The sequence below is a fragment of the Microbacterium oxydans genome (assembly GCF_026559675.1).
Lineage (GTDB): Bacteria > Actinomycetota > Actinomycetes > Actinomycetales > Microbacteriaceae > Microbacterium > Microbacterium oxydans_D.
This window is the reverse complement of record NZ_CP092891.1, coordinates 1,836,357-1,855,863: the sequence shown is the minus strand read 5'-3', so window position 1 is coordinate 1,855,863 and position 19,507 is coordinate 1,836,357. Positions and strand designations below refer to the sequence as shown.

At 68.7% G+C, this 19,507-nt stretch carries 22 protein-coding genes and 2 tRNA genes; 12 read left to right on the top strand and 12 right to left on the bottom strand.

The window, feature by feature from the left end:
• Window positions 1–27: 27 nt before the first annotated feature.
• From MME74_RS08825 to MME74_RS08815, 3 genes are read right to left on the bottom strand one after another with little or no spacing between them, the layout of a single operon-like run.
• Entirely contained in the window at window positions 28–1,026 is a 999-nt protein-coding gene (locus MME74_RS08825) for an Fpg/Nei family DNA glycosylase (RefSeq protein ID WP_267418451.1), read from the bottom strand.
• A 1-nt stretch (window position 1,027) separates the two neighbouring features.
• Complete coding sequence (locus MME74_RS08820; protein ID WP_267418449.1) at window positions 1,028–1,513, bottom strand: ribose-5-phosphate isomerase; 486 nt, start codon at window positions 1,511–1,513, stop codon at window positions 1,028–1,030.
• A 39-nt stretch (window positions 1,514–1,552) separates the two neighbouring features.
• Window positions 1,553–2,737, bottom strand: coding sequence for a ferrochelatase (locus MME74_RS08815; RefSeq protein WP_267418448.1), 1,185 nt, complete (start codon window positions 2,735–2,737; stop codon window positions 1,553–1,555).
• 179 nt (window positions 2,738–2,916) lie between these two features.
• Between MME74_RS08815 and pepN the strand changes: the two genes are divergently transcribed.
• From pepN to MME74_RS08795, 4 genes are all read left to right on the top strand, one after another.
• Window positions 2,917–5,469 carry an aminopeptidase N gene (gene pepN, locus MME74_RS08810; protein WP_267418447.1) on the top strand — a complete coding sequence of 851 codons (2,553 nt, stop codon included), beginning with the start codon at window positions 2,917–2,919 and terminating at the stop codon, window positions 5,467–5,469.
• Between the two features lie 156 nt (window positions 5,470–5,625).
• Window positions 5,626–6,699: a mechanosensitive ion channel family protein gene (locus MME74_RS08805; protein ID WP_267418544.1), complete on the top strand. Its 1,074-nt coding sequence runs from the start codon at window positions 5,626–5,628 to the stop codon at window positions 6,697–6,699.
• On the top strand, window positions 6,696–7,145 hold the full coding sequence (locus MME74_RS08800) for a globin (protein ID WP_324170131.1): 450 nt from the start codon (window positions 6,696–6,698) through the stop codon (window positions 7,143–7,145). Before MME74_RS08805 ends, MME74_RS08800 begins: the two co-directional genes overlap by 4 nt.
• Window positions 7,142–8,809, top strand: coding sequence for an FAD-binding dehydrogenase (locus MME74_RS08795; protein ID WP_267418446.1), 1,668 nt, complete (start codon window positions 7,142–7,144; stop codon window positions 8,807–8,809). Before MME74_RS08800 ends, MME74_RS08795 begins: the two co-directional genes overlap by 4 nt.
• A 115-nt stretch (window positions 8,810–8,924) precedes the next feature.
• Here MME74_RS08795 and MME74_RS08790 read toward each other — a convergent pair whose 3' ends face one another.
• Window positions 8,925–9,596, bottom strand: a complete 672-nt coding sequence (locus MME74_RS08790) for a hypothetical protein (RefSeq protein ID WP_267418445.1) — start codon at window positions 9,594–9,596, stop codon at window positions 8,925–8,927.
• 49 nt (window positions 9,597–9,645) lie between these two features.
• On the opposite strand from MME74_RS08790, the gene MME74_RS08785 reads away from it, so the two are divergent.
• Window positions 9,646–10,539 (top strand): acyl-CoA thioesterase, encoded by an 894-nt coding sequence (locus MME74_RS08785; RefSeq protein WP_267418444.1) that lies wholly within the window; start codon window positions 9,646–9,648, stop codon window positions 10,537–10,539.
• A gap of 55 nt (window positions 10,540–10,594) precedes the next feature.
• Here the strand turns inward: MME74_RS08785 and MME74_RS08780 are convergent, their stop codons facing one another.
• The 4 genes from MME74_RS08780 to MME74_RS08765 form a co-directional block, all read right to left on the bottom strand.
• On the bottom strand, window positions 10,595–11,080 hold the full coding sequence (locus MME74_RS08780; RefSeq protein ID WP_267418443.1) for an acyl-CoA thioesterase: 486 nt from the start codon (window positions 11,078–11,080) through the stop codon (window positions 10,595–10,597).
• Window positions 11,081–11,087: 7 nt separating this feature from the next.
• Window positions 11,088–12,767 (bottom strand): energy-dependent translational throttle protein EttA, encoded by a 1,680-nt coding sequence (gene ettA, locus MME74_RS08775; RefSeq protein WP_267418442.1) that lies wholly within the window; start codon window positions 12,765–12,767, stop codon window positions 11,088–11,090.
• Between the two features lie 62 nt (window positions 12,768–12,829).
• Complete coding sequence (locus MME74_RS08770; protein WP_267418440.1) at window positions 12,830–13,327, bottom strand: DUF6993 domain-containing protein; 498 nt, start codon at window positions 13,325–13,327, stop codon at window positions 12,830–12,832.
• Window positions 13,328–13,404: 77 nt separating this feature from the next.
• Complete coding sequence (locus MME74_RS08765) at window positions 13,405–13,932, bottom strand: single-stranded DNA-binding protein (protein WP_267418438.1); 528 nt, start codon at window positions 13,930–13,932, stop codon at window positions 13,405–13,407.
• Window positions 13,933–14,137: 205 nt separating this feature from the next.
• Between MME74_RS08765 and MME74_RS08760 the strand changes: the two genes are divergently transcribed.
• Window positions 14,138–14,407 (top strand): hypothetical protein, encoded by a 270-nt coding sequence (locus MME74_RS08760; RefSeq protein WP_267418436.1) that lies wholly within the window; start codon window positions 14,138–14,140, stop codon window positions 14,405–14,407.
• Window positions 14,408–14,508: 101 nt separating this feature from the next.
• Here MME74_RS08760 and MME74_RS08755 read toward each other — a convergent pair.
• A tRNA-Arg gene (locus MME74_RS08755) sits at window positions 14,509–14,581 on the bottom strand.
• An 87-nt stretch (window positions 14,582–14,668) separates the two neighbouring features.
• Between MME74_RS08755 and orn the strand changes: the two genes are divergently transcribed.
• From orn to MME74_RS08725, 6 genes are all read left to right on the top strand, one after another.
• Window positions 14,669–15,295 carry an oligoribonuclease gene (gene orn, locus MME74_RS08750; protein ID WP_267418435.1) on the top strand — a complete coding sequence of 209 codons (627 nt, stop codon included), beginning with the start codon at window positions 14,669–14,671 and terminating at the stop codon, window positions 15,293–15,295.
• A gap of 36 nt (window positions 15,296–15,331) precedes the next feature.
• Window positions 15,332–15,404, top strand: a tRNA-His gene (locus tag MME74_RS08745).
• 91 nt (window positions 15,405–15,495) lie between these two features.
• Window positions 15,496–16,125 (top strand): LysE family transporter, encoded by a 630-nt coding sequence (locus tag MME74_RS08740; RefSeq protein WP_267418433.1) that lies wholly within the window; start codon window positions 15,496–15,498, stop codon window positions 16,123–16,125.
• Window positions 16,126–16,164: 39 nt separating this feature from the next.
• Window positions 16,165–16,512 (top strand): metallopeptidase family protein, encoded by a 348-nt coding sequence (locus MME74_RS08735; protein ID WP_267418432.1) that lies wholly within the window; start codon window positions 16,165–16,167, stop codon window positions 16,510–16,512.
• Window positions 16,509–16,805 carry an ATP-dependent Clp protease adapter ClpS gene (gene clpS, locus MME74_RS08730; RefSeq protein ID WP_267418431.1) on the top strand — a complete coding sequence of 99 codons (297 nt, stop codon included), beginning with the start codon at window positions 16,509–16,511 and terminating at the stop codon, window positions 16,803–16,805. The genes MME74_RS08735 and clpS overlap by 4 nt, the downstream gene beginning before the upstream one ends.
• Window positions 16,802–17,296: a DUF2017 family protein gene (locus MME74_RS08725; RefSeq protein ID WP_267418430.1), complete on the top strand. Its 495-nt coding sequence runs from the start codon at window positions 16,802–16,804 to the stop codon at window positions 17,294–17,296. The genes clpS and MME74_RS08725 overlap by 4 nt, the downstream gene beginning before the upstream one ends.
• A 12-nt stretch (window positions 17,297–17,308) precedes the next feature.
• On the opposite strand, the gene MME74_RS08720 is transcribed toward MME74_RS08725, so the two are convergent.
• The 3 genes from MME74_RS08720 to dinB are packed head-to-tail and all read right to left on the bottom strand — an operon-like array spanning window position 17,309 to window position 19,485.
• Window positions 17,309–17,890, bottom strand: coding sequence for a hypothetical protein (locus MME74_RS08720; protein WP_267418429.1), 582 nt, complete (start codon window positions 17,888–17,890; stop codon window positions 17,309–17,311).
• A complete protein-coding gene (locus MME74_RS08715) occupies window positions 17,874–18,191 on the bottom strand; it encodes a hypothetical protein (RefSeq protein WP_031206169.1) in 318 nt (105 codons plus the stop codon). Before MME74_RS08715 ends, MME74_RS08720 begins: the two co-directional genes overlap by 17 nt.
• A 37-nt stretch (window positions 18,192–18,228) precedes the next feature.
• Window positions 18,229–19,485 (bottom strand): DNA polymerase IV, encoded by a 1,257-nt coding sequence (gene dinB / locus MME74_RS08710; RefSeq protein WP_267418428.1) that lies wholly within the window; start codon window positions 19,483–19,485, stop codon window positions 18,229–18,231.
• Between the last annotated feature and the right edge of the window lie 22 nt (window positions 19,486–19,507).

Below are 19,507 nucleotides of genomic sequence, written 5' to 3'. Positions count from 1 at the left end.
GAACCGTTGTGTCGATCGGGGGCGGGGTCATGCCTGGCAACGCGGGCACCAGTAGAGCTTGCGGGCGCCGATCTCCTCGAGAGCGATCTCGGTGCCGCAGATCCGGCACGGCAGGCCCGCGCGGTGGTAGACCCAGTGCCGGTCGTCGCGATTCGCCATCGCCGCGCGATAGTCCGCGCTCGTGAGCCCGTCCATCGTCATCATCTGGCCGGTCTCGACCCCGATCGCGAGGAGTCGCACCCAGTCGTGCCAGAGTGCACGCACGATCTCCTCGGGGACGTCCCGCCCCGGAGTGTGCGGGTTCAGACGCTGGCGGAACAGCATCTCGGCGCGATAGACGTTGCCGATTCCGCTCACGACCGACTGGTCCATCAGCAGCAGCGCGATGACGGTCGACTTCTTCCCGACGGCGCGGACGAAGCGCTCCTCGTTCTCCACGGGGTCGCCGACGAGAGGGTCGGGTCCGAGCTTCGCCACGGTCGCCAGCATCTCCTCCGGCGTCTGCAGCACGCAGGCCGTCGGTCCACGCAGATCGGCGGCGGTGATGTCGGTCATCAGTCGGAGACGCACCTGCCCGACGACCGGCGGGGGCCACTCCATGCCCTCGTCCGCGAGGCCTTTCGTCTGCTCCGACATGCGCACGTGCACGCGGGTGCGCCGAGGGGCGCCGATCGACGCGAGCGAGTTCTCCCCGGCATCGTCGAGGATAGGCTCATCGAGCACCGTGCCACGCTGGTTCGTCTGTCCCATCCGGCCGTTTGCCGAGGCGATGGTCGGATCGACGACGATCTCGCCGGCGAAGTCCCAGGCGCCGTAGAGACCGAGGTGCACGCGGAGCCAGAGGTCGCCCTCCGTCTCGAGGAACATCTGCTTTCCGACGGCCTGCACGCTGACCACCGCCCGTCCGTCGAGGACAGCGGCGCCCTCGGCGAACCGACCCTGCGGGCTGGAGGCGCTCAGGGTCTTGCCGACGAAGTTGCGGTCGAACTGCCGAGCGATCCGGTGGACGGAATGACCCTCGGGCATCTCAGGCCCGCGGATCCGGAAGGAGGGAGCCGTCGCGCTCGAAGTCCGCGATCTGACCGATGCGGCGCACATGCCGCTCGTCACCGGAGAACGGGGTCTCGATGAAGCGGTCGATGAACGACGTCACCTCATCGTAGGTGTGCTGCCGTGCGCCGATGGAGATGACGTTGGCGTCGTTGTGCTCGCGTGCCAGCTCCGCCGTGGAGAGGTTCCACACGAGGGCCGCGCGCACGCCTTCGACCTTGTTGGCGGCGATCTGCTCGCCGTTGCCCGAACCGCCGAAGACCACGCCGAGAGCCTCGACACCGGCGCGCTGGTCGGAGATGACCGCCTGCGCCGCCCGGATGCAGAACGCCGGGTAGTCGTCCACCGCGTCGTACTCGATCGGTCCGTGATCGACGACCTCGTGCCCCGCCGTGCGCAGGTGCTCCTGCAGCTTCGTGGAGAAGTCGAGTCCCGCGTGGTCGGTGGCGATGTGGATGCGCATGGCTTCCATCCTAGAAGTGCCCGCCGACGAACCGGGGTGTCACGGCGCGACGCCGGCGGCGGCCGGCTTGAAGCCCGCGCGGATGTTCTCGCAGCAGCCGGGGCGGCAGACGTCGAAACCGCCGGGAAGCGACGTCACGTGCGCACGCTCCTCGTTGGGACGCCCCTGGAGGCGCTCCTCGATGAGGTCGACGATGCCCGCGACGAAGGCGGGAGCGACTCCTGGCGTCGGGGTGCGCGTGAAAGCGAGACCGGCCTCCTCCGCCGCCTCGGCCGCCTCGGTGTCGAGATCCCACAGGACCTCCATGTGATCGCTCATGAACCCCACCGGGACGACGGCCACGGCCTTGCGTCCGCGCGACGGCAGTTCGCCGATGACATCGCAGACGTCGGGCTCGAGCCACGGCTGCGAAGCGGGGCCGGAGCGGGACTGGTAGACGAGCTCCCAGGACACGTCGGCCGCGGCCGGAACGGTCTGGCGGACGCGGTCCATGACCCAGGCGGCGACAGCCAGGTGCTGGGCGGCGTACGCGCCGCCCTCACCCCACTCGATGTCGCGCGCGCCGGACCGCTCGGCGTCGGCCGTCGGGATGCTGTGGGTGGAGAACAGGATCTGGATGTCGGCCGGGGCGATCCCGTCGGCGAGGAAGCCCTCGACCGCCTCGCGGACACCCGTCTCGAACGCTTCGACGAAGCCGGGGTGGTCGTAGAAGGGACGGATCTTGTCGATCGTGACGGTCTCCCCCAGTCCCGTCTCCTCCAGGATGCGGGCGAAGTCCTCACGGTACTGACGGCAGCTGGAGAAGGAGCTGTAGGCGCTGGTCGCGAAGGCCAGGAGCGTGTTGTGGCCGTTGGTCGACGCCTCGGTCACGACCTCTTCCAGATACGGAGCCCAGTTGCGGTTCCCCCAGTAGACGGGGAGCGTGATGCCGCGCTCGACGAGGGCGTTCTGGAGCGCCTCCTTGAGCACGCGGTTCTGGCCGTTGATCGGGCTCACCCCGCCGAAGTGGCGATAGTGATGCGCGACCTCCTCGAGCCGTTCGTCGGGGATCCCGCGCCCGCGGGTCACGTTCCGGAGGAACGGGATGACGTCCTCCTGGCCCTCCGGCCCGCCGAATCCGGCGAGCAGGATCGCGTCGTAGGCGACCGGCGTGGTCACGAAGGGCGCACCACCGGCGGCAGCAGGAGAGGCAAAGGGAACGGCATTCGGCTCGATCGCAGTCACCCCTCCATCCTTCCACCTCGACGGAGCGGTGGCGTCCGTCGTCCACCGTTTCTATCCACGGCCCCGCATGACGTCGAGGATCGAGGGCATCCACGGCACTGGCGTAGGCTGTCAGGGTTGCCGTCGGCGCCAACTGCGCCGAGCCCCGGTGGCATCCCCTCACCCCTGGGAGTACAGCTGTGCCTGGAGAGAACCTCACCCGTATCGAAGCGCAGGAGCGCCGCGACGTCATCGACACCCAGTCCTATGAAGTCGCTCTCGATCTGACCAAGGGCGCCGAGGTGTTCGGCTCCCGCAGCGTCGTGCGCTTCACCGCGACTCCGGAGGGCTTCACCTTCATCGACCTGATCGCCCGGGAGGTACGCGAGATCTCGCTCAACGGCGAGCAGCTCGACCCGAACGAGGTCTTCGCCGACTCGCGCATCGCCCTGACCGGCCTGCAGGCGGAGAACGTGCTGGTCGTCGACGCCGACTGCGAGTACACCAACACGGGCGAGGGCCTGCACCGCTTCGTCGACCCCGTCGACGGGGAGGTCTACCTCTACTCGCAGTTCGAGGTGCCCGACTCGCGTCGCGTTTTCGCCGTGTTCGAGCAGCCCGACCTCAAGGCGACGTTCCAGTTCACCGTGACGGCTCCGGCCGCGTGGAAGGTCGTCTCCAACTCCCCCACGCCCGAGCCCATCGTGCATGACGACGACGTGACCGCGACGTGGGGCTTCGAGCCGACGCCGCGCATCTCCTCGTACATCACGGCGCTCGTCGCCGGGCCGTACGAGTCCACGTTCTCGGAGCTGACGAGCGCGTCCGGCCGCGTGATCCCCCTCGGCGTCTACGGCCGCAAGAGCCTCTGGCAGCACCTCGACGCCGACTACATCTTCGACAAGACCCGTGAGGGCTTCGCCTACTTCGAGTCGAAGTTCGGCGTGCCGTACCCGTTCGCCAAGTACGACCAGCTCTTCGTGCCCGAGTTCAACGCCGGTGCCATGGAGAACGCGGGAGCGGTGACGTTCACGGAGACCTACGTCTTCCGCAGCAAGGTGACCGACGCCGTCAAGGAGCGTCGCGTCGTCACGATCCTGCACGAGCTCGCGCACATGTGGTTCGGCGACCTCGTCACCATGAAGTGGTGGAACGACCTGTGGCTGAACGAGTCGTTCGCCGAGTGGGCCTCCACCATCGCGACTGCCGAGGCCACCGAGTGGACCGAGGCGTGGACCACGTTCAACGCCATGGAGAAGACCTGGGCGTACCGTCAGGACCAGCTCCCCTCGACGCACCCGATCGTCGCCGAGATCAACGACCTGGAGGACGTGCAGGTCAACTTCGACGGCATCACGTACGCCAAGGGCGGCTCCGTCCTGAAGCAGCTCGCGGCCTGGGTCGGCATCGAGGAGTTCTTCGCCGGCGTCTCCCAGTACTTCCAGAAGCACTCCTGGGGCAACACCGAGCTGAGCGACCTGCTCTCCGAGCTCGAGGCCACCAGCGGCCGCGACCTGAGCACCTGGTCGAAGAAGTGGCTCGAGACCGCGGGCGTGAACACGCTGGAGCCGGTGATCGCCGAGGACCACGACGGGAAGATCTCGCGCTTCGCGATCACGCAGACGGCCCCGGCCGACTACCCCACGATCCGCCCGCACCGTCTCGGCATCGGCTTCTACACGCTGACGGACGGCTCGCTGACCCGTTCGCACTACGTCGAGGTCGACGTCGACGGAGACCGCACCGAGGTGCCGGAGCTGCACGGCATCGACCGTCCCGACCTCGTGCTGCTCAACGACAACGACCTCGCCTACGCGAAGATCCGTCTCGACGAGAAGTCGCTCGCCACCGCGATCGCCCACCTGGCCGACATCCACGATCCGCTGGCCCGCTCGCTGGTCTGGGGCGCCGCCTGGGACCAGACGCGTGACGCCGAGACCGGTGCATCCGCCTACCTCGACCTCGTCCTCGGCAACATCGGCCGCGAGACCGAGTCGACCACGGTGCGCACCACGCTCGCTCAGCTCCGCACCGCCGCGAACCTCTACGTCGCACCCGCCGACCGCGAGGCCGCCCGCCTCAAGGTCGCCGACGGTCTGTGGAACCTCGCGGAGTCCGCGGCGCCGGGCAGCGACAGCCAGCTGCAGTTCGTCACCGCGTTCGCGAACGCCCTCGTCACTCCCGAGCACGCCGGCATCATCGGTCGTCTGCGCTCGGGCGAGGACACGCTCCCCGGCCTCGAGGTCGACGCCGATCTGAACTGGCAGCTGCTCGTCGGCCTGGCCACCATCGGCGCGACGGATGCCGGGGCGATCGACGCCGCGCTCGCTGCGGACAACACCGCGAAGGGCGGCGAGTTCGCCGCGCAGGCTCGGGCATCGCTCCCGGACTCCGCCTCGAAGAAGGCCGCGTGGGCGTCGCTCATCGAGCGCGATGACGCTCCCAACACGATCGTCCGCTCGGCGGCACTCGGATTCACGCACCCGGCCGGTGCCGCGGTGCTGGCCGAGTTCGTGCCCGCGTACTTCGACATGCTCCTTCCCGTGTGGGAGTCGCGCACCTACCAGATCGCGCAGTACCTGATCGTCGGGCTGTTCCCGACCGCACTCGCCGACGTCGCGCTGCGTGACGCCACGCGTGCGTGGCTGGCGGCGAACCAGGATGCAGCGCCCGCACTGCGACGCCTCGTCCTCGAGAACCTCGCCGACGTCGAGCGTGCGCTGGCGGCACAGTCGCGCGACGCGGAGGACTGACCGCTCCCCCGCGCTGACCGCACCGAAACAGAGACCATCTCGCCCTCAGACGGCCTGTCCCACCGGGACTCGCCCTGACGGGAGCGGATGGTCTCCGTTTTCGCATGGCCGATCACCCAGCCGGTACAGAGGCCGGATCGCTAGGATCTGGAAGTGATGATGCTCCCCTTCACGACCACCCCTGCCCCCGATCCCGTCGAGATCCCCAAGATGTGGGCGGACCTCTCGGAAGGTCTGATCGAGCTCGGCAAGAAGGCCCTGGCCATCGCGATCATCATCGCGGCCTGCGTCGTGATCGGCCTCGTCCTGCGGATCGTGATCCGGCGCGTCGTGCACCGCATCGTAGACAGTGCGAAGAGCAAGGCCTCGGTCGACGACACGCAGGCTCTGGAACGATCGCCGCTCGCCGACATGCGTCTGGTGCAGCGCACGAGGACGCTCGGCACGATCCTGCAGAACATCGTGAACGTGATGCTCGTCGTGATAGCCATCGTGCTGATCGTGAACGCGATCGACAACAGCCTCCTCGGCTCGCTGACCCTGCTCACCGCCGCTGTCGGCGCCGGCCTCGGTTTCGGGGCGCAGAACATCGTCAAGGACGTCCTGAACGGCATCTTCCTCGTCGCGGAGGATCAGATCGGCATCGGCGACGTGGTCGATCTCGGGCTCGCGAGCGGTGTCGTCGAGTACGTCAGCGTCCGCATCACCCAGGTCAGGGACGTGAACGGCACCCTCTGGTACGTGCGCAACGGCGAGGTCACCCGCATCGGCAACATGTCGCAGGGCTGGGCGCGCGCGATCATCGACCTGGGCGTGCCGGCGGACTCCGACCTCGAGCAGGTCGAGCACATCATGCTCGAGACGGCGCAGGGGCTGGCGAAGGACCCGAAGTGGCGCACCCGCATCATCGAGAAGCCGGAGCTCTGGGGCCTGGAGTCGGTCGACGGGGACGCCCTCGTGGTGCGCATCGTGGTCAAGGCTCGCGCCAATGCGAAGGACGACGTCGCACAGGAGCTGCGTCGCCGCCTGCGGGCCGCCCTGCTCGAGAAGGACATCGCCGTGCCGAGCATGGCCGACGTCATGCCCACGGGCCTCGACGGAGCCCGTCGGGTGCGCGGGGCGAACCCGCCGAAGACCCGGCCGAATGCCGTCACGGGCGTGCCGATCATCCCCGACCGCGGCATCTGGCGCCGCAAGAAGCCCACCGACGACGGGAGCTCCCAGAAGTGACGTTCTACGACGAGATCGGCGGACACGAGACGTTCGCGAAGATCGTCTCGGTGTTCTACCGCGAGGTCGCCCTCGACCCGGTCATGAAGCCCATGTATCCCGAAGAGGACCTCGGCCCCGCGGAGGATCGTCTGCGGATGTTCCTCGAGCAGTACTGGGGCGGCCCGACGACCTATGGCGACACGCGCGGCCATCCTCGGCTGCGCATGCGCCACATGCCGTTCCACATCGATGCGGACGCGCGCGATCGTTGGCTCCGTCACATGAGGACGGCCGTCGACGAGGCCCAGTTGTCTCCCCTGCACGAATCGACGCTGTGGGACTACCTGGAGCGCGCCGCCTATGCCATGGTGAACACATTCGAGCCGTCGGGGATCGGCGCCGGCCCCGCCGGACGCCCCACGCTCGAGACCCGCTCACGTCAGGAATCAACGGAGAACTCATGACGAACACGCCCCTGTCCGCAGACGTCCTGGTGATCGGATGGGGGTTGGCCGGCTTGGTCGCCGCCGCAGAGGCGCTCGACGCGGGGCGTCGCGTGATCCTGGTGGACCAGGAGCCGCGGACGAACCTCGGCGGGCAGGCCTGGTGGTCGTTCGGCGGGCTGTTCTTCATCGACTCGCCCGAGCAGCGTCGCTTCGGCATCAAGGACTCCCTGGAGCTCGCGACCCAGGACTGGTTCGGGAATGCGGCGTTCGATCGTCCCGAGGACGAGTGGCCCCGCCGGTGGGCGGAGGCGTACCTGCAGTTCGCGGCCGGCGAGAAGCGCGCGTGGCTCCGTGAGCGCGGAGTGGGGTTCTTCCCCGTCGTCGGGTGGGCGGAGCGAGGCGGATACGGCGCGATCGGCCCCGGCAACTCGGTCCCCCGCTTCCACATCACCTGGGGCACCGGTCCCGGCATCGTCGCTCCGTTCGCGGCCGCCGTGGAGCAGGGCGAACGCGAAGGCCGTCTCACCGTGCTCCCGCGCCACGGCGTCTCGGAGCTGATCGTGACCGACGGCACCGTGACGGGTGCCCGCGGCAGCATCCTCGCCTCCACCGGTGCCCGGCGCGGTGAGGAGACGACGCGCGACGTCATCGGGGACTTCGAGATCACCGCCGGTGCCACCGTCGTCTCGTCGGGAGGCATCGGAGGCAATCACGACCTGGTGCGCGCCGCATGGCCGGCACGCCTCGGCACCCCGCCGGAGCACATGCTCACCGGCGTGCCCGCCTACGTCGACGGCTCCATGCACGCCGTCAGCGAGGCTGCGGGCGCCCGTCTGATCAACGGCGACCGGATGTGGCACTACGTCGAGGGCATCACGAACTGGGACCCGGTGTGGCCGTCCCACGGGATCCGCATCCTGCCGGGCCCCTCCTCGCTCTGGCTCGATGCCACGGGCTCGCGCCTCCCCGTGCCGCTCTTCCCCGGATTCGACACGCTCGGCACGCTCCAGCACCTGCGCACGACCGGCCATGACCACTCGTGGTTCGTCACGTCGCGGCAGATCGTGGAGAAGGAGTTCGCGCTCTCCGGCAGCGAGCAGAACCCCGATCTCACGGGCAAGGACGTCGGGCTGCTGCTGAAGTCGCGGCTCGCCAAGGGTCCGACGGGCCCGGTGCAGTCCTTCCTCGACGAGGGCGCCGACTTCATCGTGGAGAACGATCTCGACTCCCTGCTCGAGCAGATGCAGAAGCACCCGGGTGGCGAGCTCCTCGACATCGAGAACGTGCGTCGCGAGGTGGTCGCCCGCGACCGTGAGATGGAGAACGACTTCACGAAGGATGCCCAGATCGGGATGCTGCGCTCCATGCGCGGCTACCGGGGCGACAAGCTCATCAGGACGGCCGCACCGCACCGCCTGCAGGACCCCGCCGCGGGTCCGCTCGTCGCGGTGAAGCTGCACGTCCTCACCCGCAAGTCCCTCGGCGGGATCAACACCGACCTCGAAGGTCGGGCCCTGAACGCTGCGGGGACCCCGATCCCCGGGCTCTACGCGGCGGGCGAGGCGAGCGGGTTCGGTGGAGGCGGCGTGCACGGGTACCGCGCGCTGGAGGGGACCTTCCTCGGAGGGTGTCTCTTCTCCGGTCGCGCGGCAGGACGAGCGGCTGCCGCGGCTGCAGGCTGAGCACGCGGGTTCCGGCCACGGGCGGATTCCGCGGTGCTGGCGGTTCGGTCGGTGCGTATCCCTGTCCTCCGCGCGCGACCAGTGCGGGTGATCGGCGCCTCGGCGCTGTGGCGACCTAGAGGGCGGAACCGGAGCCGGTGCCGCGCACGCTCGTGAGTCCGGAGGCCACCGGTCCACGGGCGAGCACATGACCACGGCGGAACGCCAGGCGGGTCCACCGGCCGGACCGTGACACGGGCACCTGCTCCTCGCCGGAGATGAAGCCCATCGCGTCGGCGGCGAAGGCGATCCCACGCGGAACGCCGTCGAGGTCTTCGTCCGGCTCGCCCCAGATGGCGGCGCGCAGGGCGCGAACCGCCTCCTCGCCCGAACCCGGGCCGGCGCCGCGGGCGACCGCGGAGATCCCCCACTGGGCGCGCTGGGCGATCACCGACGCCGCGAGCGTCGACACCGGCGCCCACCCGCTCCGCGGAGGAGCGACACCCGCCCACGCCGGCGAGAGCCCCGTGTCGGGGAGCGTCAGTCTGTGCTCCTCATCTGTCTTCGCGAGCTGGTCGACGACGACATCGCACTCGAGCTCGGGGTCGGCGTGCACGATCCGCATCGCCAGGATCGTCGGCGTCTGGTCGAACAGACCGTGCGGAGCGAGGGCTGCCGTCGTCAGGGCGAGGACACCGTTCGTCGCCTGCAGCCGGACCCCCTCATCCGAGATCCTGGTCGCTCGACCGACGAATGTGAGGACGTCCCTGGCGGTGTCCGGGTCGGCGAGGAGAAGGTGATGCGGCACGCGTTCTAAACTACCAACGGAGCGGCGCCTCGGTCGCGGAGAGGAACCCATGAGCGCGGAAGCACACGCCGTCCAGACCGTCCAGCGACTTCTCGAGGTCCTCGACCTCGACTCGACCCAGGCACGGACCACGGAGGACATCTTCACCGGTTCCTCGCACCCGATGCCCACCGGACGCATCTACGGCGGACAGGTTCTCGCGCAGGCCCTCCTCGCGGCGGAGCGCACCCTTCCCGAGGACCGCGCGGTGCACTCGATGCACGGCTACTTCCTCCGCCCGGGCGACGCCAGCCAGGGCATCACCATCGCCGTCGACCGCATCCACGACGGACGCTCGTTCTCGACGAGGCGCACGCAGGCGTATCAGAACGGCGTGCCGATCTTCTCGATGATCGCCTCGTTCCAGGATGAGGACCCGGGGGTGGAGCACGCCGAGCCGATGCCCGAGGGCATTCCCGCACCGGAGGACCTGGCGCCCGACGAGGAGCGCGTGCACGGGCTGCCGGACGGCACCGCCCGCATGCTGAGCGACCGCGCCGCGGACATCCGCCACGTGGACTCGCCGATGTACCTGCCGAGCACCGACTCCCGGGTACCGCGTCAGGCCGTGTGGATGCGCCTCCGGGCGCCGCTTCCCGACGACCAGCGCCTGCACCGCGCCGCTCTCGCATACCTCAGCGACATGACGATCCAGGAATCGATCCTGCGGGCCCACGGCGTCTACTGGGCGCTGCCCGGCCTCAAGGTCGCGAGTCTCGACCACGCGATGTGGTGGCATCGTCCGGCACGCGTGGACGAGTGGCTGCTGTACGTGCAGGAGTCCCCCAGCGCCCGCGGAGGCCGCGGACTCGCGACGGGACGCATCTACACGCGCGACGGTGTGCTCGTCGCGAGCGTCGCGCAGGAGATCATGATCCGCGTTCCCGACGCAGACCCGTCCTGAGGTCTGCACCTCCGCGGGCCGGTCGACGAACGCGAGGTCGTCGACCGGAGGATGCTCAGCGGTGCGCGTACTCGATCGACGGGCCGACGAACGGCTCCCAGGCGTCGCGCATCTCCTGCGTGAGGCGTGTCGGGCGCCCCGTCTGCGCGTCCACGAGCACGATGATCGCCGTCGAGCGCGCGTAGATCTGCCGCGGCTCGGCGGCAGGATCGTTGTGCACCTCGTAGCAGACCTCGACGCTGGATCCCCCGAGCTTGCCGAACCACATCTGCACTTCGAGGGGACGACGCTGGTACGGCACCGGAGCGAGGTACTCGATCTCCTGGCGCGCGATGAGCGTCAGGATGCCCTCGTCGATGCCGGAATCGAGCACGGCCGTCGTAGGCGCCTCCTCACCGGGGCCGGCACGCCAGAACGCGCGTACGCGCGCCTCCTCGAGCAGTTTCAGCATCGAGGTGTTGTTGACGTGGTTGAACGCATCCAGGTCACCCCAGCGGAGGTGGATCGGGATGTGCAGGCGCGGCCCCGGCGAAGCGGACATCACGGTCTCAGTCGCGGGTGAGCTTGCGGTGCGTGGAACGGTGCGGCTTGGCCGCATCCGGTCCGAGGCGCTCGATCTTGTTCTCCTCGTACGCCTCGAAGTTGCCCTCGAACCAGTACCACTGGTCGGGCTTCTCGTCGGTGCCCTCGTAGGCGAGGATGTGCGTCGCGATGCGGTCGAGGAACCACCGGTCGTGGGTGATGACCACCGCGCAGCCGGGGAACTCGAGCAGGGCGTTCTCGAGGGAGCTCAGGGTCTCGACGTCGAGGTCGTTCGTGGGCTCGTCGAGGAGCAGCAGGTTGCCACCCTCCTTGAGCGTCAGAGCGAGGTTCAGGCGGTTGCGCTCACCACCGGAGAGCACGCCGGCCTTCTTCTGCTGGTCGGGGCCCTTGAAGCCGAACTTCGACACGTAGGCGCGGGACGGGATCTCGGTCTTGCCGACCGTGATGTAGTCCAGGCCGTCGGAGACGACCTCCCACAGCGTCTTGTTCGGGTCGATGTTGGAGCGGGACTGGTCGACGTAGCTGATCTTGACCGTCTCGCCGACCTTCAGGTCGCCGCCGTCGAGCGGCTCCAGGCCGACGATCGTCTTGAACAGCGTGGTCTTTCCCACACCGTTCGGACCGATGACGCCGACGATGCCGTTCGGCGGCAGGCTGAAGCTCAGGCCGTCGATGAGCGAACGCCCGTCGAAGCCCTTCTTCAGGTTCTTGGCCTCGATCACGATGCTGCCCAGACGCGGACCCGCGGGGATCTGGATCTCCTCGAAGTCCAGCTTCCTGGTGCGCTCGGCCTCGGATGCCATCTCCTCGTAGCGGGCGAGACGGGCCTTGGACTTGGTCTGGCGGCCCTTCGCGCTGGAGCGGACCCACTCCAGCTCCTCCTTGAGGCGCTTGGCGAGCTTCGCGTCCTTCTTGCCCTGGATCTCCAGGCGCTCGCCCTTCTTCTCCAGGTAGGTCGAGTAGTTGCCCTCGTAGCCGATCAGGCGGCCGCGGTCGACTTCGGCGATCCACTCGGCGACGTGGTCGAGGAAGTACCGGTCGTGGGTGATCGCGATGACCGCGCCCTTGTACGCCTGCAGGTGCTGCTCGAGCCAGAGAACGCTCTCGGCGTCGAGGTGGTTGGTGGGCTCGTCGAGGAGCAGCAGGTCGGGCTTCTGGAGAAGGAGCTTCGCGAGCGCGACACGACGCTTCTCACCACCGGAGAGCGGGGCAATCGCGGCGTCTCCCGGCGGGGTGCGGAGGGCGTCCATCGCCTGGTCCAGCTGCGAGTCGAGATCCCAGCCGTCCGCGGCGTCGATCTCCTCCTGCAGCGAGCCCATCTCCGCGAGGAGTGCATCGAAGTCCGCGTCGGGGTCGGCCATGAGCGCCGAGATCTCGTTGAAGCGGTCGAGCTTCGCCTTGATCGCGATGCCGTCCTGGATGTTCTCGAGCACGGTCTTCGACTCGTCGAGCTCCGGCTCCTGCATCAGGATGCCGACGGTGTAGCCCGGGGAGAGCTTGGCCTCACCGTTGGACGGCGTGTCCAGACCCGCCATGATCTTGAGGATCGTCGACTTACCGGCACCGTTCGGGCCGACCATGCCGATCTTCGCTCCCGGGAGGAACGCCATCGTGACGTCGTCGAGGATGAGCTTCTCGCCCACCGCCTTGCGCGCACGAACCATCGAGTAGATGTACTCAGCCACCGAAAACCGCTCCTTCTATTGGCGTCGAAGATCGACACTCCAGCCTACCGGCCCCTGGCGTGTCACCAGTCGATCGGACGTGTGGTGCCGACGAGGCAGCGTCCCTCCGCGAGCTGAGGCATGACCGCGGTGACGACCTGACCCGTGGACGGCCCCACCTGGCCGATCAGGCAGTCGCTCTTCCCCCAGCGCACCGAGAACTGCAGGCTCTCGGCCGGGTTGCCCACCGTCGACTGGTCCTGCGTGACCTGCATGGCCGCGCGATCGAAGCCCGCGCCGATCAGCGCATCGATGTAGGCCCGCCCGGACCCGCGCTGGTCCGTCCCCCAGACGCCGTCGGCGACCGCCGTGAAGACGGGGAGGTTGTCCTCCGCTGTGCCGTCCGGCACGAGCACCGGCGCCGCCGGTGTCGTGGGCGCCGCGCTCGGCGAGACCGTGGCCGACGGCGACGCCGATGGCCCGGGGCCCGGGGCGCAGGCCGACAACAGCAGGAGAGCGGCCACGGAAGTCGCGAGGACCCCTGCCGCACGGGAAGACGAGAGGACCGATCGACGAAGCACGTGCCCGATTCTACGTCGCCCTCCGTCCCGCTCCGCTCGATCGCTCGACCGTCGCGGACATCGCCGGTCTCCGTGATTCAGGGCCGCCCGCTCACCGCTCCCACCTCGGCATCCGTGCTCGGCACCGCCCACGCCAGGTTCAGCGGCGCGGACTCGATGCCGCCGCTCTCCGCCCGTTCGGCCCCGGTCCCCTGCTCCCCGGCTTCGGCCGATCCGCTCTCCGGTGATTCGACGCGGGCCGCCGTCGAGCGCGTCTGGGGGCGATACGCGGTGGTCCCCCATCGCAGATCGTGGCCGATCGCATCGGCCTCGATGTCGACGCTCGTGCCGTGCCGGTCGTTGCTCTCCCAGTCGCGGATCCTGAGGCGCCCGGTGACGATCACGCTGTCACCGGTGCGCAGCGACGCCTTGGCATGCTCCCCCAGCTGCCGGAACGCGGCCACCGAGAACCAGTTCGTGCCGGAGTCGGTCCACGTCTGCGTCGCCTCGTCGAAGCGTCGGTGAGTGCTGGCGAGACGGAAGTTCGTGACCGGCACCCCTCCCTTCGTCTGGCTCTGCGTCGGGTCTGTGGCCACTCTTCCCACGATGGTCAGCGTGTCGATCATGTCTCTGTCCTTTCGGTGACCGGATCTCGTCCGGGATCTGACCAGCGTGCGCGACACGACCGTTGGCCCGGAGCCAGGAACACGCGTCCGGTGGACAGTTCCCTCGATCGGTGCAGTGTGCAGAAAGGGCAGATGGCACGCAGTTCCCGGCTCCGGAACGAATGTCGGTGGTCGGTCATATCTTCGAAGCGAGAAAGGAGTTCCGATGACCGACAACCTGATCACCTCACTTCCCGAGATCCCGATCGCGACGCCCCGACTCTCCTCTGCCCGAGAGCACCTGGTGCGTGCGGCGGATCACCTCTGGCGGGTCCAGGACCGGCGTGAGCATGTCCTCGGACATCTCCGCGTCGTCTCCGATCCGCTCGGTCTCCGCTACCGCGCCGAACGCCTCCACCTGGCGACCGGTGCCTTCCGCGTCATCGGCGAGTTCTGGCGCGTGGACGATGCCGTCGCGGCCCTGCGCAACTCCTGAAGGGGCCGGCACGCCCGCACCAGCGGCCGGCGGTGACTCGCCGAACACCGTCACGATCATGCGGAGACGAACGGCTGCGGCGTTGCATCGAACCTGGGAAGCGCCCCCGGCAGGATTCGAACCTGCGACCAAGAGATTAGAAGGCTCCTGCTCTATCCCCTGAGCTACGGAGGCGGATGCATCTACCGTACCGCGACCCCGTGGCGTCGTGCGGTACCGCACCCCGGCAGACGATGTCGGGGCCGTCGATAGTATGGCGACATGGTATCTGCGTCCGAGAACGATCGTCTCGTATGGATCGACTGCGAGATGACGGGGCTCGACCTGGCGGTCGATGAGCTCGTCGAGATCGCCGTCGTCATCACCGATTTCGAGCTCCGCCCGATCGACCCGGGGTTCCAGGTGGTGATCCGCCCGAGCGAAACCGCCCTCGCCCACATGAACGACTTCGTCACCAAGATGCACGAGACGTCCGGTCTCATCGAGGAGATCCCCCTCGGCGTCTCCCTCGAGGAGGCGGAGGCTCAGACGCTCGCGTACATCAAGCGTTTCGTCCCGCTCGAACGCAAGGCGCCCCTCGCCGGCAACACCATCGGCACCGACCGGATGTTCCTCGCGAAGTACATGCCGCAGGTGGACCAGTGGCTGCACTACCGGAACGTCGACGTCTCGAGCATCAAGGAGCTCTCGCGTCGCTGGTATCCGCGCGTGTTCTTCCAGGCCCCCGCGAAGGACGGCGGGCACCGCGCTCTCGCCGACATCCTCGAGTCGATCCGCGAGCTCCGCTACTACCGCGAAGCCGTCTTCGTCGAGGAGCCCGGACCCTCCAGCGACGACGCGCGGGAGATCGCCGCCCGCACGGTGTCCGAGTTCACTCCGAACATGTAATAGACTCGTATGGTTGCCCGCTCCGGTGGGCACATGGTGGGTATAGCTCAGCTGGTAGAGCGCTGGCTTGTGGTGCCGGATGTCGCGGGTTCGAGTCCCGTTACTCACCCTCCGGAAGAAGGCCCGAATCGCGAGATTCGGGCCTTCTTCGCATTCCGGCGGAGAGCGGCGCCCCTCCCCCGAAGCTCTAGACTGACGTGGTGTCACTCGCGGTCTGGTTCTCGTTGCTCACCGCGTCCGTCGTCATCAGCTTCACACCAGGGGCCGGTGCGATCAACACGATGTCGAATGCCCTGAATCAGGGGTGGCGACGCTCGATCTGGGGCATCGTCGGACAGCAGATCGCCCTGGTCGTGCACGTCGCGATCGTCGCCGCCGGCGTGGGACTCCTGGTCTCCCGCTCGGAGTTCCTGTTCAACGCCATCCGTTATGCGGGTGCCGCGTACCTCGTGTTCCTCGGGATCCGCCTGATCCTCACCAAGCCCGCCGTCGTCGTGGACGAAGCGCCCGTCCCCGTCGACTCCCGCGAGAGCCACTGGTCGATGATCCGCCGCGGCTTCTGGGTCAACCTCCTCAACCCCAAGGCCATCGTCTTCTTCCTGGCCTTCATCCCGCAGTTCATCCGTCTGGACCAACCTCAGCTGCCGCAGTACCTCACGCTCATCGCGACCGTGATCGTGGTCGACGTGATCGTCATGTGGGGGTTCTTCGCCGCAGCCGCGCGCCCGTTCCGACGGCTCACCCGCTCCGCGCGCGGCCAGCGCATCCTGAACACCGTGTTCGGCGCGCTCTTCATCGTGGTGGCCGCCATCCTGGTGCTCCTGCACTGAGCACCGCGGTCGTGGTCGCGCGCCCCTAGGCTGGAGGGGATGGACATGGATGCCGCCGCTTTCGAGGAGCTCGTGATCGACGAGCTCGATGCGCTGCCCGACGACATGGTCGAGGGCCTGGAGAACGTCGTCTTCGTCGTCGAGGATCGCCCCGAGGACGGCACCCTCGACCTGCTCGGGCTGTACGACGGGCTGGCACTCACGGAACGGACGCAATACGGCATGGGCGAGCTGCCCGACCGGATCGTGCTGTACCGCGAGCCGCACCTGGCCCAGTGCGAGACCCACGACGAGCTGCGCGACGAGATCCACACCACGCTCGTCCACGAGATCGCGCATTTCTACGGCATCGACGACGAGCAGCTGCACGAGATGGGCTGGGCATGACGACGCCCGCCGCCGTGCCGGAGCTCGACGAGATCACCGATCTGCGCGCCGCCCCCATGGAACCCTGGCAGGTCGTCGTGTGGAACGACCCCGTGAACCTCATGAGCTACGTGGTCCGCGTCTTCCGCACCTACTTCGGCTACTCCGCGGATCGCGCGACCGCGCTCATGCTCGCGGTGCATCACGAGGGACACGCGGTCGTCGCCACGGGGCCGCGCGAGACGATGGAGGTGCACGCTCAGGCGATGCACGACTATGGACTGTGGGCGACGGTCAGGAAGGCCCCGCAGTGAGCACCGAGTTGATCGTGATGCCGATCACCGTGATCGAGGAGTTCCACCTCGCCCAGCTCGTCGACGACTTCGTCGAGCTCGTCGACGGGTCCCGGGACGACGGCGACCCGGCTCTGGAGAGACTGACGCCGAGCCCCTATCCCTATGACGCGGATGCCGCCGCAGGGTTCGCCGACACCACGCGCGATGACCTCCTGGACCGGCGCCTGGTGGACGCACGTCGGGTCCGGGCATCCCTCGACGAGTTCCGCAGCGGCATCGACGCCCTGTCGGAGGGTGAAGCGCTTCGGACCCATGACGTGCTCGTCCCCACCGACAGCATCGACGCCTGGCTCCGGACCCTCACCGCCATCCGCCTCGTCATCGCGACACGGCTCGGGATCACCTCGGACGACGAGACCGGAACGGATGGCCGGCACGACGTGTACGACTGGCTCGGCTACCGCCTGGAGCTGCTGATCCAGGCCGCCGATGAGCTCGACGCCGGCTGAGCGGCGGACGCTCTAGGGGATCTCGACGATCCGCGTGGCGAGTGCCCGAGGATCGTCCCGCTCGATGTGTCGACGTTCCTGTGCCGCCCAACGGTCCCAGTGCGGACGATAGGTATCGCCGTCGCGAGCCAGGGCACGAGCCTTCCGCGACTCCGCTGCCGACTCCACCCAGACTCTGATGTCGGCCAGTCCAGCCGTGGAAGGCCGCAGGATGCCGCTGCCCTCCACGATCACCCCCAGCGCGGGGTCGACGGCGTGACTCTCCGCCTCGGCCTGCGCCTCCCAGTCCCACCGACGCCAGGTCCCGAGGTATCCACGGCCGTGCGGGCGCAGAATCCACTCGAGCGCCCGTTCCGCTCCGTCGTCGAGCCCGTCCCATCCCGGATACAGCGAGTCGAGCGCGATCAGCTGCACGTTCCCGAGGACAGGCCAGCGCCGCACCAGCCGCGACGCCAATGACGACTTGCCCGCTCCGCTGCCGCCGTCGATCAAGACGACGGGATTCGCCGCGGCGACGGCCCGCACGTCTTCCTCGATCAGCGCCGCAGCGCGCTCCAGAGCCGCTGCGACCGGGTCGTCACTTCTTGAGGGCACGGATGATGCGAGTGAGTGCCCGCCCGGCAACCCAGACGAACGGCACGGCCACGACGAGCAGCGTGACGATGTTCGGCTCGAACCGCAGCCCCTCCTCACGCCGGACGTAGACGCCGACCGGCACCGAGACACCGCCGCCGCCACCGCCCTCGGCTCCGTCGCCGCTGCCACCGCCGAAGCCGGAGTAGGTGAATGCGACCGGAGTGATGCTCACCCCATCGACGTCCTGCGGCTCTCCGTACGCGCTCTTCACGCCGAAGGACGCAGCTTGCTTTCCGAGTTCCAGTGCAATGTTCGGCATACCCCCACGGTAGTCGAGGAACACCCGGCGCGTGGGATCAATCCAGGCCGTGCGCCTTGGGATGCTGCGCGGCACCGCGACCGTCTCCTCGGCCGATGTGTCGTGCACGGCTGATCGTCGCCGTGCCGAAGCGGGCGACGGCCTCGTCGACGGCACCCTCGACCTTGCGCCAGTCCTCGTCGTCGTCCCAGAGACCCAGACCGCCGCCGCCCGCCGGGCGCAGGTTCTCCGCGCGGACGCCGACGAGTCGTACGGGGTCGCGCCGATCGATCTGCTCGAACAGCGTCTGGGCGGCCTCCCCGATGCGCTGGCCGACCGCGGTGGGCTCGCTCAGCGTCATCGAGCGGTTGAGCGTGCGGAAGTCGTCGAAGCGGATCTTGATCGCCACGGTCGCCGTCTCCCACTCCGCGCGACGGAGCCGTGCCGCGACGCGGTCGGCCAGGCGCAGGAGCTCGGCGCGGAGGAAGCCGCGATCGAGGATGTCCTCGTCGAACGTCTCCTCATGCCCGATGCTCTTCTCCACGCGCTCGGTGTCCACGGCGCGTGCATCCTCTCCGCGGGCGAGCAGGGTCAGGCGCGCGCTGAGGGCAGGGCCGACCGCGCGCTCGAGCATCTCGCGCGAGGACTCCCGGATGTCGCCCACGGTGCGGATGCCTCGCGCCTCGAGCGCTTCCGCAGCTTTGGGGCCGACGCCCCACATCGCTCGCACCGGACGCGGCGTCAGGAAGTCGAGGGTCTCCTGTGCGGGGACGACCAGCATGCCGTCGGGTTTGGCGATGGTCGAAGCCATCTTCGCGACGTGCTTGGTCGCCGCGACACCGACGCTGCAGGTGATGCCGACCTCGTGGAGGACGCGCTCGCGGATGAGCTCGGCGATCTGCGCCGGACTCCCCCACAGCCGCCGCACTCCCTGCACGTCGAGGAAGGCCTCGTCGACGGACAGCGGCTCCACGAGCGGCGTGAACGACTCGAAGATCGCCATCACCTGCCGCGACACCTCCTGGTAGCGGTGGAAGTGCGGGAGCACGATGCGCGCGGACGGGCACAGCCGCAGTGCCTGCGAGACCGGCATCGCCGCGCGCACGCCGTAGCGGCGGGCCTCGTACGAGGCGCTGGACACGACCGAACGCCCGTCCGGCGCCCCGATGATGAGCGGGAGGCCACGGAGCGAGGGATCGTCGAGCACCTCGACGGCCGCGTAGAACGCATCCATGTCGACGTGCAGGATGCGCGTCCCGGTGTCGTCGGCGTCGGCGGACGAGACGATCCGCCCTCTGCCGTCACCGTGTCCCATACGACCATTCTCCCCCGGACCT

Excerpts from the sequence above, each read along its gene's own strand:
- MME74_RS08825 (WP_267418451.1), bottom strand. The coding sequence starts at position 1,026 with ATGCCCGAGGGTCATTCCGTCCACCGGATCGCTCGGCAGTTCGACCGC.
- MME74_RS08735 (WP_267418432.1), top strand. The coding sequence starts at position 16,165 with ATGGACATGGATGCCGCCGCTTTCGAGGAGCTCGTGATCGACGAGCTC.
- MME74_RS08820 (WP_267418449.1), bottom strand. The coding sequence starts at position 1,513 with ATGCGCATCCACATCGCCACCGACCACGCGGGACTCGACTTCTCCACG.
- MME74_RS08785 (WP_267418444.1), top strand. The coding sequence starts at position 9,646 with ATGAGCGCGGAAGCACACGCCGTCCAGACCGTCCAGCGACTTCTCGAG.
- MME74_RS08765 (WP_267418438.1), bottom strand. The coding sequence starts at position 13,932 with ATGATCGACACGCTGACCATCGTGGGAAGAGTGGCCACAGACCCGACG.
- orn (WP_267418435.1), top strand. The coding sequence starts at position 14,669 with ATGGTATCTGCGTCCGAGAACGATCGTCTCGTATGGATCGACTGCGAG.
- MME74_RS08805 (WP_267418544.1), top strand. The coding sequence starts at position 5,626 with ATGATGCTCCCCTTCACGACCACCCCTGCCCCCGATCCCGTCGAGATC.
- dinB (WP_267418428.1), bottom strand. The coding sequence starts at position 19,485 with ATGGGACACGGTGACGGCAGAGGGCGGATCGTCTCGTCCGCCGACGCC.
- MME74_RS08795 (WP_267418446.1), top strand. The coding sequence starts at position 7,142 with ATGACGAACACGCCCCTGTCCGCAGACGTCCTGGTGATCGGATGGGGG.
- MME74_RS08780 (WP_267418443.1), bottom strand. The coding sequence starts at position 11,080 with ATGTCCGCTTCGCCGGGGCCGCGCCTGCACATCCCGATCCACCTCCGC.
- MME74_RS08715 (WP_031206169.1), bottom strand. The coding sequence starts at position 18,191 with ATGCCGAACATTGCACTGGAACTCGGAAAGCAAGCTGCGTCCTTCGGC.
- MME74_RS08760 (WP_267418436.1), top strand. The coding sequence starts at position 14,138 with ATGACCGACAACCTGATCACCTCACTTCCCGAGATCCCGATCGCGACG.
- clpS (WP_267418431.1), top strand. The coding sequence starts at position 16,509 with ATGACGACGCCCGCCGCCGTGCCGGAGCTCGACGAGATCACCGATCTG.